Origin of the sequence: Atopobacter sp. AH10, assembly GCF_003664595.1 — a bacterium.
Lineage (GTDB): Bacteria > Bacillota > Bacilli > Lactobacillales > Aerococcaceae > Atopobacter.
Genome location: NZ_QXPZ01000008.1, coordinates 1 through 13,914, shown reverse-complemented (window position 1 = coordinate 13,914; position 13,914 = coordinate 1). Strand labels below are relative to the sequence as shown.

General features: G+C 38.0%; 7 protein-coding genes. 6 read left to right on the top strand and 1 reads right to left on the bottom strand.

Going from position 1 to position 13,914, the window contains the following annotated elements:
* The first annotated feature begins 23 nt into the window (after positions 1-23).
* Positions 24-1,490, top strand: coding sequence for a ribosomal protection-like ABC-F family protein (abc-f, locus tag D3H64_RS02190; protein ID WP_121564411.1), 1,467 nt, complete (start codon positions 24-26; stop codon positions 1,488-1,490).
* A gap of 300 nt (positions 1,491-1,790) precedes the next feature.
* On the opposite strand, the gene D3H64_RS02185 is transcribed toward abc-f, so the two are convergent.
* Positions 1,791-2,819 (bottom strand): acyltransferase family protein, encoded by a 1,029-nt coding sequence (locus D3H64_RS02185; RefSeq protein ID WP_233554866.1) that lies wholly within the window; start codon positions 2,817-2,819, stop codon positions 1,791-1,793.
* Between the two features lie 225 nt (positions 2,820-3,044).
* Between D3H64_RS02185 and D3H64_RS10175 the strand changes: the two genes are divergently transcribed.
* From D3H64_RS10175 to D3H64_RS02165, 5 genes are all read left to right on the top strand, one after another.
* On the top strand, positions 3,045-3,197 hold the full coding sequence (locus D3H64_RS10175) for a hypothetical protein (protein ID WP_158589200.1): 153 nt from the start codon (positions 3,045-3,047) through the stop codon (positions 3,195-3,197).
* 116 nt (positions 3,198-3,313) lie between these two features.
* Positions 3,314-5,620 carry a peptidase domain-containing ABC transporter gene (locus D3H64_RS02180; RefSeq protein WP_158589199.1) on the top strand — a complete coding sequence of 769 codons (2,307 nt, stop codon included), beginning with the start codon at positions 3,314-3,316 and terminating at the stop codon, positions 5,618-5,620.
* Positions 5,621-5,633: 13 nt separating this feature from the next.
* Positions 5,634-6,563, top strand: a complete 930-nt coding sequence (locus D3H64_RS02175) for an ABC transporter ATP-binding protein (protein WP_121564407.1) — start codon at positions 5,634-5,636, stop codon at positions 6,561-6,563.
* Position 6,564: 1 nt separating this feature from the next.
* The gene (locus D3H64_RS02170) at positions 6,565-7,323 is read left to right on the top strand and encodes an ABC transporter permease subunit (RefSeq protein WP_121564405.1); all 759 of its coding nucleotides are present in this window, start codon (positions 6,565-6,567) and stop codon (positions 7,321-7,323) included.
* An 823-nt stretch (positions 7,324-8,146) separates the two neighbouring features.
* Positions 8,147-13,914, top strand: a 5,768-nt coding sequence (locus tag D3H64_RS02165) for a YSIRK-type signal peptide-containing protein (RefSeq protein WP_121564403.1), incomplete at its 3' end; no start/stop codon positions are given.

The window sequence follows — 13,914 nt, the reverse complement described above, 5'->3', positions numbered from 1 at the left end:
GAGTAAAGGAAGTGAATCTGAATATGCCGAAACATATAGAATTAAAGGGGGTTCGCTTGTCTTTAGGAGATCGATTTTTATATGAAATTGACCATCTATCTGTCGAGTCTGGCGATAAGATTGGAATTATTGGAGATAATGGCACAGGTAAGAGCTCTCTTTTACGCTTAATCATGGGTGAACTCAAACCTGAAAAAGGGCTAGTACAGGCCGATGTCAGTTTTAATTATTTCGAACAGTGGGAAAAAGTTAAGTCGGATGAGATGGAGAGTTTAAATTATCAATTTCTTTCACAAATGCGGGTGCCTGTTTTAGAAAGAGAGTTGATGAGTGGAGGAGAAGATCAGAAGTTAAGACTTGGTCAATTCATATCTCTTCAACAAGGTCCACTCATTCTTGATGAACCGACGAATTTCTTAGATGCCTGTAGTATCAATTTACTTATTGAGCAACTTGTTCATTATCGTAGTACTCTCCTGATTGTGACCCATGATCGAGATTTACTTTCTCGAGTGGTTAATAAAATATGGGCCATTGAAAATAGGCAGATAGTTGAATACATCGGTAACTATGAGGCCTATCTTAGTCAGTATCAAATAAGAAGTATGACACATCAGCATGACCATAAACGCTATATTCAAGAAAGAAATCAGATAGTGTCTGCTATTGAAAATAAGAAAGCTCAAGCACAACGATTGACCAATGTGACTTCTAAACAAAAGCAACGTAATATTCGTCCGAGCAGATTAGCTACTAGTAAGGACAAGCAATCTGGTCTGAAGGGGATCGAAAGAAGCGTAAAACAATTAGAGAATCGTCTAGATAATCTAGAGGTGGTGGAAGAGATAAATCGGGAGAATTCTATTATTTTCCCTAAAGATAATTTCCACCAACTGCATACGAAGATCCCTATCATTGCGCATGATTTTCACTTGGAAAAAGGCAGGAAGGTTTTGATCGAACAAGCTAGCTTTCAATTTGCTAATAATGATAAGGTAGCTATAATCGGGGGAAATGGCGCTGGGAAAACTAGCTTTTTAGATAGCTTAACTGAAAAAAGACAAGATATCTTTATCTCCAGTAAAGCGTTAATTTCTAGATATGAATCGTACAATCGACATAAGCTTCCAACGGGGACTACTCCCATTGCTTATTTGAGAGAAGAATCGGAGTATTCGGAAGCTTTTATTAGGGATACCTTACAAAATTTGGGTATTAAAAGGAATTCGCTACAACTGCCCATTAAGCATCTGAGTGGTGGCGAGTGTACAAGAACCTTATTAGCTAAGGCTTTTCTAAGCCCATCTAATATACTACTTCTTGATGAACCGACGAATTTTTTAGATGTGACGACGATGGAAGCTCTGAAGGCATTAATACAAACTTATCCAGGTTTAGTGATACTGACTTCTCATGATCGAACATTTGTTGAGGCAACGGCCAAAATCATATATGAAATCAAAGAAACTAAAATGGTCAGAATAAGATAAATGGAAAGGTCATATGTAGAAATAGTGCCAGCTTGCCATTGCTTGATTAAATGAGCAGGTTAGCTATTTATTTTCATAAAAAATGCCATTAAATTGCCCTCTAGAGTTAGACTAAAAATCCTGCTTTAGGGGGTGTTTTCGCTGAAAGGCTTCAATAATATCATCGTAGTCAGAATATTATATATAATAAAAAATCACTTCTCTTTTGAGGAGTGATTTTTCTGAATAAATTTCCCAACAACAGAATTTAAAAAAGAGCCCTTCATGAAAAGATTATTCTAGCTTTGATTCCCGGATAGGTCAGCTAACGACTCTTGTCATTTTTTGGCTTTGGATGAATTGGTAGAGTAGGGCAATGGCGTGGGTGAATCCAAGAGCGAACAGACTGACGTAAAGCCCCCTCTCCCACTTTTGTAGTGGAAAGTCTTTGATCATGTAAAAGGCAAAATTGATAAAAATAGGGTGGAAGAAGAAATAAGCCACACTATATAGTTTCAGTTGATGCCAATTTTTATGTTGGAAGAGATGGGTACGACTGACCCAATTAAATAAAAATAAGGTAAAAGGAACTAAAGCTAACATAAAGTTTTTATCGTCCCCTTGATTGATATAGATCAGACTGCCCTCCATCAGAAATAAAGCAAAGGAGATCAGTAATTTAGCGAAAGGGGAGGCAGTTAAAAGAGCTTTATTTCTATAATCGAAGGCTACACGACCTAAGAAAATGAAGATCGGAGCATAGAATAAGCCGTTTCGAGTGGTGAAGAAATATTTTTTGTATAAGACGTAGAAGCTGATCAAGGGGCTAGTTTTCAAATAAGCTGAATACGTTTCAATAGCTCCTATAATATAAAGTAGTAAGCAAATGAGAAGAACCGTTTTACGTCGGTAGCGTTTAGAAAAAATATCCGTTAGCTTCAGCCCGAAAAAAAGAGCTGGGAAGTACCATAAATGATAGCACATCCCTAAATAGAGGAGGGCTGTACAGAATGCTAGTGGCAGGGATGGTAAAGGGATATGCCATTTGACAAAATAAAAGCTGGCATATGGAAGGTATAGAAGAGATAAGCTAAGGTAGGTCTTCAACGATTTTTTTAAATAACTGTCAAGAGCTCCCTGGTTACTGACCTCTTTGGCTCGAATGAAAAAAGATGTGCAGATCATAAAGAATGGGACGGCCATCCGACTGAAAATACTTTTTTGAATAAAATGGAGTATATCGTTCGAGAAGATCCGTTGGGCGTGTAATAATATAACAAAAATAGCCAGTATATATTGACATAAACTAATCATGGCATAGTTGATCGGATTGGAAGGTTGAGCTTTCAATTTAACACCTCTAAAAAATGGGGATATAGGCTAATCTGACCTTGAATAAAAACCTGTGGATTTGTGAAAAAATGCAAGAAAAAAGTACTAGTGATTTACTGGGATTTATCCAGAGAAAATGTTAACAGAAAAAGAATAAAGGAGATATTGAAAAAAATATTCATATGTGCTAAGATGAATTTAAATAAAAATCTATTAAATATGACAAAAAAGGAGATGTGTGTGATGAGAAGAATGCCTTCAGAAGAGCAACAGTCTGTCACTGGAGGAGCAGTATGGGTTTGTTTAACTTGTGGATATGTGAGTCATGACCACATCTTCATTCAAACGGCTAAATCTAGGACCTATGATCATGAGAAAAAAATACAAGGGGCATAGAACGAAAGTTAGAGGCTAGCTAAAGATTGAGTCACTTGGAAATCGTTCAAGTGACTTTTTTGACGGACTGAAGTGGAAGCCTCGTGTTGTTAGCTACAGCTTAATGAGGAAGAATGATGAGAAAAAGTTTTAGAGGAGTTATGCAACATGATGCTTGTGATTGTGGTGCAGCCTGTCTAACATCTATTATAAATTACTTTGGAAATAGTGTACCATTATTTGAGATAAGAGAAAAGTTGAAAGTGGATAAAACGGGCTCTAGCCTATACGCTATTGGGCTAGTAGCCAAGAGTTATGGCTTATGTCCAACAGCTTTAAATGGCAGATGGGATGAACTGTTTGATGAATTACAAGCTAGGAGAATTCAACTGCCTTTTATAGCGCATTTTTTAAATCGTCATTCCAAGGGGCATTTTGTAGTGGTTTACAAGTACAGTGCTAGGACAATCAGTATCTTTGATCCTGGAGAAGGTCATCTAGTGTTATCGTTGGAAGAATTTCAGCAGAGGTGGACAGGAGCCATCATGACTTTTTCTAAAACGGATACTTTCCAAGATCAGAAAAAGTCTTATCCTAAATATACCCAGTTGATCCAGGAGCTAGTATCGGAAGAAAAGAGTTTTGTCTATACAACAATATATTCTTTGATAATAGCAGGGATTTCCATCATAGGGGCTTTTTTTTATAAAGATGTGATAGATCGGATAATCCTTCGCCAAGGGGCTATGACTACTTTTAGCGGAATTGTAGGCCGACTTATCTCAAATATGGAAGCATTACTGTTTGCTGTAATCGGGCTTTATATTTTTCAACTAGTCATCAGTTTATTGAATGGACTGGTGTTAGCGAAGATGTCTGAAAGACTTAATGACAAAATGATGAATCTTTTCTTTAATCATATGATACGATTACCCCTCGAATATAGGGATAGAACAGAATCGGGAAGTGTATTATCAAGATTTCATCATATGATGGAGATCCAAAATCAAGGAGTCAATAGCCTCCTGTCCATACTATTAGATGGCATATTATCTCTAGTAGCTGTTGTCATTTTATGGAGCATTAGCCCTGTTTTATTTGTTTTAGTGTTGAGCATGATGCTACTGTATATCGGTATCACTGTGGCTTTTATTCAACCATTAAAAAGGGCGAACAGAGGGATTCAAAGGGAATACTCGGATCAATTAACTCTGGTGAATGAAACTTTATCTGGATTAGGAACTATTAAATTACAGGCTGGAGAAGAAAGATTTAGCCAGGCTTTTCGATCCAAAACGAGAGAAGTATCGAAAGGAATCTTTAAGATTTTAAATTTACAAAGTGTCTTAAATGCTTTGATCGTCTTGGTGGAATCTATCGGGACACTAATCATTATTTGGATAGGAAGTAAGTTAGTTATTTTTAAGGCTCTTTCACTAGGGCAGCTAGTCGCCTTCAGCTCTCTTACCTCTTTCTTTACTATGCCAGTTAAAGAACTGATGAATACTTTTTTAGGCCTGCAACATACCTTGATTGCTGTTGATAGAGTGACGGATATTTTAAATACGGAGAAAGAGTATTCTACAATTCAGGCGGATGAAACTTTCCAAAAGCAACTTACAAGAGTAGACGTAAAGGATCTGACTTATCACTATAAGCTAGGGCATAAAAGCCTGGATAAGCTGTCTCTAAAACTGGAAAGAGGATCGATTGTTGGGCTAATAGGGAGAAATGGTTCTGGGAAAACGACCTTATTAAAAGTCCTAGCCAGCCTCCTTCAAGTAGACCATGGGCTAATCACTTATGAAGGGATAAAACTGAGCAAGGAAAATTTAGCCAGTATTAGGCGTAAGATAGCTTATGTTGGGCAAGAAAGCTTCGTTTTTGAAGGCAGCTTAAGGGATAATTTAACTTTAGGGACTTCTGGCCAAGCAACAGAAGAAGAAATGCATCGCTTATGTAGGGAGTTCGGACTATTTCAACTCACTAAAAAAGGCAATGGCTTAGATTACCTCCTCTTAGAAAATGGGGACAATTTATCTAGTGGTCAACAGCAAAAAATCGGATTAGTTCGAGCCTTACTTAAAAAACCAGAGATCTTACTCCTGGATGAAGCAACAAGTCACTTAGATAAAGCATCATTAAGGCAAGTTGTTAGCTATCTCGATAGGATAAAAAAAGACACGATCATCCTTATGGCTTGTCATGAGGCAGATGCTTTAACAGGTGCCGATAGACTGCTTGTGATGGATAAAGGAAAAATTATTTACGATGGGACAAACGATCACAAGAAATGGATAAGCCTTGAAGACCAGCAAGAAGAGATGGAAAACGTTGAAAAAGAGCTAGTGAAGAGAGAAAACGTTGCAAAAGAACTAGTGGAGATGGAAAACATTGAACAAGAACTAGTGGAGAGAGAAAGCATTGAACAAGAGTGTGTTTAGAAAGGAATAAAGCATGGCACTTTTAGAACTTGAACGCTTAAATAAAGCATATAAGAAAAATAAAGTGATAAAAGATCTATCATTTGACCTGAACAAGGGAGAAATCATGGGGCTTATCGGCCAAAATGGTTCGGGGAAAACAACGATTTTTAAGACCATACTGGGTTTAGTTCAAAAAAATTCTGGGCAGATGAGAATAAATGGGCATCTGATTGACGGAAAATCAAAGCACTATTTGAATAAAATTGGGGCGATGATAGAATACCCGACATTTTACGAAAATCTAACCGCCAGTCAAAATTTAAGTCTTATTTCAAGTCTTTATGAAGGGAAAAAGGTTGGCGAAGAGGATATTTTGGAAATTTTGCGAGTGGTTGGGTTGGAAAATAATGTCGATGCTAAAGTCTCTAGTTTTTCACTTGGGATGAAGCAACGTCTAGGATTGGCTCAAGCTTTACTCCACCGCCCATCAATCTTGCTCTTAGATGAACCTTTCAACGGATTAGACCCACTTGGAATGAAGGAACTCAGGCAACTGCTCATGGAATTGGCGGCTAAAGGAGTAGGGATCATTGTCTCTAGTCATTCTTTGGAGGAATTAAATAAAATAGTGGACTCCGTAACCCTGATTAAGCAAGGAAAAGTTCTTTTCCAAGGAAGCAAGTCGGAATTTTTAGCTATGGGCATGGTGAAGAATAGCTGGCTATTAAAAACAGATCAGTTAGAAGAAACTCAAGCTATTTTACAGAGCCTTGCTATTCCTTTTACTGAGAAAGATGGGCATTTGGAATTAGTATTAGATCCTGCTGGCATGAAAGATGTGAAGGATAAGCTGTTGACGAAGTTATTGAATCAAGGGATCTCTATCATCAATTTTTCTGAAAAGCAAGAGAATTTTGAGGATGTCTTCTTGAAAATTCAGACAGCTATGGAGGAGGAATAGGATGAAATTAGTGAAAATAGAACTGTTTAAATTATTTCATGGAGGAAAAGTCATCTATTTTTATGCAGGCTTTGCGGGAGCCGTTGCCTTGTTAATCCTTTACCTTAGAATGGCGGCGTCTTTAGAAGGCTTTGGCGAAATTTTTCAAACCTCTATCGATACATTTTCAATATTTGCGGTGATCGTAGGGGTGTTGTGGACTCTGACTTCCTTTAATCAGGAAATCCAGCAAAAAACGATGAAAAATTTGCTAGTTACGCCAGTGAAAAGAGGAGAGATTTTAGGGGCTAAATGGCTAACTGGGATTTTCGCTTCCACTTCTGTATTACTTGTCCTAGGGCTAGTAGCCTTTGTCATGACCACTTTGTTATTCGGTTTTTTTACAGCTGGAGAGTACTCCTCAGCTAGTGAGGGCATCCTATCTTTTTGGAAAGGGATAGTACAAATGGTCAGCTCTGTTTTTACCGCTGTTTTCTATAGTTCAATTGTCCTTTTCTTATTTTTGATCAGCAATTCTTTATCCATTTCTCTTGTAGCTGTTCTTGTTTTGAGAGGGATAGGGGAAATGCTGGCAAGAAGTCTAATCCAGCAACCAAATCTATTTCTTTATTTCAGTCCTCTAGGCGCTTTGAAAGTTTTAAATCCTATTTCAAGCCACATATCTTTCATCGCTTACTTTATCCAGTTGCTCCTGATCTTGGTGTATGCTGTAGCTACTGCCTATGTATCCATTCAATTGTTCGAACGTAAGGAGTTTTAAGATATTCGAGATGAAAGAAGTTTCAGGAATTGTAGCTGGCGACGAGGAGTTTTAAGCTCAACAAGCTGAAAGAAATTTCAGAATGGATCTGCCGACTAGGAGTTGTGACTAGCCTTTGACTAGGAGAAGCTAGCGGCTATCATTTCAAGCTGAGTGGATAAAAGCTTGCTGGCCGAAATAGTTTTGGAAAGTTTTTTAAAAAGAAGAGTACTAGTCTGTTAATCGATAAAAAAGCTAGGGTCAATAGACTGCCCTAGCTTTTTTGCTTTGACAAAAAATGCCAGTCATCGCTGATAACGATAGCCTCCTATTTTCAAGAAATTTCCTCATAGGCAAGGGGACATGTTAGTGATCATAGGGATCGCCAGTTTTTTGGCGCTTTGACAAGGAAACTAGAAAAGGCTCCAGGTGCTTTAAATAAGAAATTTTTAAGGCAAACGTTTGAAAATACTTTTAAACGAATGGAATTAGACGAAAATGTGAAAAATAAATGGTACTTTTGAATGGACATAAAAAATAAAAAAAAAAAAAAAATAGAGTATAATTGAGATGTTACGAATCCCTATAAATAGATATAAATAAAGGTTAGTATAATAAGTTTTCAATATTTTACAGTGACAAATGTCATTTGATTTTAAAAAGGTGTAACTGTATAATCTTGTTGTTGTTTTTATTAAGAAAAAGAAAAAATATCGAAAAAACACCCAGTAGACCTTGTTGCGTTTGTTTAAAATTCGTATAAAACACAAGTTAAAAGCGATTTCTTTTAGAAAAAATAGACTTGTTTAATGAACAGATTTCAAAAAATGATGGAGGATTTATCATGGGAGTAGGGAAAAATAACATCAAAAATAAAATGGAGCAACGAGCTAGAAAGCTCCAACATTATGGTATTCGGAAGTTGAATGTTGGGACGGCTTCAGTATTGTTGGCGACTTTTTTATTTTTCACAGGAGCGCAATCGATCGCATTAGCGGATGAATCAGTGAGTGATAAGGCGGTTGTTGTCGAAACCAGTTCCCTTGCAGATGGAAGTCATGAAAATACTAGCCGAAAAGATCCAGTGGCCCTTGAAGAAACAAATCGGGAAAAAGAGGAATCAGAAGTTCCACAGGCTAATGGTGCAGTTGCCGGGGCTCTTGTTCGTAATGAGGGCGTTAATATTGCGAACGAAAGTGAAAAAGAGCACAAGCAAGACTCGGATACTCTGGATAAAGCGGACAAAAAGGAAGTGCGCTCTGCTTATCAAGATGTGCCGAGTGCAGTAGCTAATAAGGCGGAAGCTGTCGTCTACAGTGCAAGATCAGCTGCTTATAATAGTGGGGATGATGAGCGGTCGGCTGGTGGCGATGATAAATCCCCGCGCGCGCTGTTAGATGGGGATACCTGTCCAGTCATCAAGGACGGTGCCTATGATAAAGAAGGTTGGCAAAAGCGTTATGATGACGAAGTAACTAAAAAATTAGATAAGCAAAGAGCGCTCCATCAAAACGAAGTCCTGCTTAAGGAAATCAATGGAATTGTTGATGATTTAAAAGAAGATGATAAAAAAGCCTTTAATTCCAAGATAGAAGCAGCAAAAGAATCAAATAATCCAACTGAGGCTCTTAAAAAAGTTAAAGAAGAGCTTGATAAGAAAATGGCTGATGATCTTCCAACCAGAAAAACTTGGGGTAAGGCTGAAATTGATGACAGCGCCAATGATAAATACAAGGGCCTTTTATCTAAAGAAAAAGAGGATTTTAAAAAGCAAATCGATCAGGCCAAGACTTACAAAGAAATTAAAGACATCCTCTATAAGGCTGAAGTTACTTTAGCTAGGACTAAGGCGAATAACTATATTACTAATATTGTACAAAATAAATTTCATTCCTATCCAGAACTAAATGAAAGACAAAATAATGAGTATAAGGAAAAGGTCCAAGCGATTGTAGATGATATATTAAAAAGAATTCCTGAGGCTAAAACTCTAGATGATGTACAATTTCTACGAGCATCTGCCGATAATGCTGTAACAGGTTGGTTTACAGAAAATCCTGGTAATCGACTAGTTAATATCTACTCTCATATGTTAAAAGGTGGTCCTATCCAAGATCATATGCCTTATAACAAGGCGAAGGGTCCTTACGATAAGATGATCCATCCTGACAATGTTGAGATGACTGTGGAAAAGCACGCTGATGGAACTCATGAATGGCATGTGGCCTTTAATAGCAATGGTGTTCAAGCTAATAAGACCAAATTTTATTTTACTCTTCCACATGATCAGGAAATAATCCTTGACAACTTATCTGAAAAGCCAGTGATCGTTGATGCTGCTCCTATGGGAGGGCCTGATCCTGAATCTGTAAGGGTGGAAAGAATTTTAAGCAAATCTGATATAAGGAAAGATAAGAATTGGGATCCACTCGTTCATATCACTCATAATGGAAGTGTAGGTTTCGACCTTCCTGGTGCTAGAATATACAATAACTATATAATTCCATCTAATTCTCAGACATATAATCCAATCATCCGCCATGGAGATACAACTGGAGCATATGATAGTGATTTTGATAAGATGGCATCTCCAAATTCTGATGGACGTGGATTTTATATCGGTTCTTTTGTGGACAAATCCCAACCTGGTGGATGGGCAAAGGCTGGTCAAGCCAAAACACTAAAGGGAATTCTTTATGGACTTATTGATAAGAAGATGGGAGATAACCCACCTATAACCCAAGCTGAATTATTAAATGGTCATAGTAAAGATGCTCCTAATTTCGGACCTGATTGGACAGGATACAGTGCTTCTTCTACTCGTGCCATAGCAAATGCTAGTGACTTCATTATAAAAAAGATTGATGAAATTCAAGCCAGAAAAGACAAGGTCTACATGGTAGAAATCACTGGCAAGTTCAACATCAATTACCATTTCTTTACTCGCAATATCAATCCAGAAATGAGGGGCAAGGAAGATAAGTTTGATACGATAGTTGGTGTCAGATCTTTCCAAGCTACTAATGGAAGTTTAAGTACTTGGGGTAACTACACCCTAGTAAAAATGATCCAAAGCGACCTCAACAAAAAAGAAGAGTTCAAGGGAGAAGCCAAGAGAATCGATGTTCCGCTTGGAGTCATACCTGATGCTAGGGACGGGGTAAAAGATTTCTATAAGGTGCCTGATAATGCGAAAGTGGAATGGGTTGACTCTAATGTATTTAAAGAAACTTCGTCTTACCTAACCCAAGATGATTTAATCAAAACCGCTCAAGCTAAGATTAGTGTACCAGGACAAGAAGACAAGATAGTAGCTGTCCCAGTTAATGTCTACGGCGTATTCAAAGAAGGCCAAAACCTAGATGTCGTTAAGACAGGACTTGATAAAAGTGAGATACCTGTTGACAATACACATTTATCATGGAAAACAGGTAAGTTTGTCGCTAATGATAATGTAGGCTATGGTTTTAAGATAGATAAGGATGGTAAGCTATCCGGAACTCCTAAGATTAATGATTGGAAAAATGAAGAATGCGCCCGTCTTGTTGAACTGAATTTTAAAGTTTGGGAAAATGTTGGAAAGCCTATAGAAAGAAGAGTAGATCGCAAGGTAAAGGTTTGGGTTGTTCGTTCAATGCCGGCCAAGGCAAGCCTAACTCTTGAAAATGTCGGGGACAATACGACAGAAGGCAAGCGGTACAAACCGTTTACAATCGTTGATAATGAAAGCAAAACGATAAAAATTGTCAAAGGTAAGGAGTTCAAAATCCAAGGCAAGGTTACTGACCGTATTGATATTATTAAGGATACTGAAGTTAAGGATGAGGCCGCATCCTGGATGGATCCAGTTGAGAGCAATGGCAAGAAGAAATCAATAAACTATCAAGAAGAATATGTGAGGATATCAGGCTCAAAACAAAATCGAAAATCGCTTGGTTCCCAAGAGCATCCATATCTAGTTAATCTTGAAGGTACTGCCCCTACAGAAATAAAAGAGTATAGATTACGCTTTACAACATGGAATGGAGATGATTCTCCTAATGATGAAGATTGGAAAGTTATCACTACCGATTACTCCTACCAAGGTGGCGAAATCCAAAAGAAATTCAATCAATCAACCTCTAATGATGAAATCATTGGAAAAACTTCATCAACGGGTCTAAAGGACCACTGGATTAGCAAAAAAGAAGTCGCTTTTGATGAGATAGCAGCTAATGCTGAATATGAGAATATCAGAAATCTTATAAATAAAGATACCGGTCTAAGTGGTAGCACAGCCGGTGAATACTGGGTACCTGTTCGCTATACCCATATCGACGGACACTCTGACATTGTTAAAGTCAAAGTGACTGTTAATAGCCCAGACGTAAAAGCCAATGCTAGTGTTGAGCTTGAAAATGTCGGCGAAGAAGGCAAGTATAAATCATTTACGCATGTCGATAATGCAAATAAAACCATTTATATCTTAAAAGGAAAGAAATTTAAGGTTCATGGAAAAGTTACAGATATAATTGGTTATGTAAGAGATGGTAGAGTTTGGGACCCAGATCAAGGAGAATCAACAGAACCATGGATGAACCATCTCGAAGGAAATCCTAAAAAATGGGATGACGAAGATTATCAAAATGAATACCTAAAGGCTTCAGGTAATATTAAAAAAAATCGTGTATCGCTTGGTTCAAACGAAAAACCATATATTGTTAAGCTTGAAGGGAATGCTCCAGAAGATACGACCCCAAATTACGGATTCAAAATACACGTATGGAATGGGGACGATGATGAGCAAGACTTCAATTATAAGACAAAAGTCTTAGATTATGGTTATACAGGTGGTGAAATATCTAAAGATCACGGCCAAGTCACCACAATTGATGAACTCAAAAATCTAGCAAGTATTGATGACAAGAATAATGATTTCGTCAGAGATGGGTTCGCAAATAAGTGGATTAAAGACAAGAGCATTGACTTTGATGCAGTAAAAGCTAACCCTAAGTACGAAAAAATTAGAAGCCTATTGAGTGAAAATGGCCTTAGCGGGGAAAAACCTGGCACCTACCTAGTTCCAGTAAGATTCACTCATATGGATGGTCACACGGATATTGTGGATGTGACCGTTAAAGTGGGCCCAATCCAAGCGCTGGTTGACGGTACGCTCTTCGGTGGAACTGAGGAAGATAAGGATTCAAATACTCCTTGGTATAACCCAAATGGCTATTCCTTGAACTACTTTGGCAGTCAAAATGTCCTAAAAATTGACTATAAAGTCACGGATGAAAAAGGCAACGTGATTGAAACAGGCAAGCAAAATACCACCTTCATCATTCACGAAAAGCTCTACCAAATTAAAGAAGGCGAAAAGAAAGGCGACTACAAGCCTGGCAAATATACTCTGACCATCACCGTCAACAACTTTGATGATGGTGATGAACGAAAACCTAACTTCAAACCAATCACCAAGGAAGTTCACTTCTATTGGGATGCCGAACTCAATCGAGGTAAGAAGGGGGATAAGGGGGATACTGGTGCCCAAGGGCCACAAGGTGAAAAAGGTAAAGACGGTCTAAGCCCAGAGATCACTACTAAAACAGATCAGAATGGTAAGACTACTATCATCATTCAGAAGAAGAAATATGGTGAAGATGGTAAGACCATTGTCAATGACGGTGATCCAATCAAAGTAACAGACGGTAAAGATGGACTAAACGGTAAAACCCCAGAAATCACAACTGAAGATATCGTTGATCCAAAGACCAACAATGTCATTGGTAAGAAAGTCATCGTGAAAGTTGATGGCAAAGAAGTTCAATCCTTTGAGATCAAGAACGGTGAAAAGGGTCAAGATGGTACTAATGGCACTAACGGTACAAACGGCAAAGACGGTCTAAGTCCAGATATCACCACACAAACTGATCCTAAGACTGGAAAAGTTACCATCATCATTCAAAAGAAGAAATATGGTCAAGATGGTAAAACCATAGAAAATGATGGCGATCCAATCAAAGTCACAGATGGTAAAGATGGCAAGACACCAGAAATCACAACCGAAGACATCAAGGATCCTAAGACCAATGAAGTAATCGGTAAGAAAGTCATCGTGAAAGTTGATGGCAAAGAAGTTCAATCCTTTGAAATCAAGAACGGTGAAAAGGGTCAAGATGGAACTAACGGTACAAATGGTACTAACGGTACAAACGGCAAAGACGGCCTAAGTCCAGAGATCACCACACAAACTGATCCTAAGACTGGAAAAGTTACCATCATCATTCAGAAGAAGAAATATGGTGAAGATGGCAAGACCATTGAAAATGATGGTGATCCAATCAAGGTAACAGATGGTAAAGACGGAAATAATGGTAAAGACGGTCTAAGTCCAGAGGTCACCACACAAACTGATCCTAAGACTGGAAAAGTTACCATCATCATTCAAAAGAAGAAATATGGTGAAGATGGTAAGACCATAGAAAATGATGGCGATCCAATCAAAGTAACAGACGGTAAAGATGGAAAGACACCAGAAATCACAACCGAAGACATCAAGGATCCTAAGACCAATGAAGTGATTGGTAAGAAAGTCATCGTGAAAGTGGATGGCAAAGAAGTTCAATCCTTTGA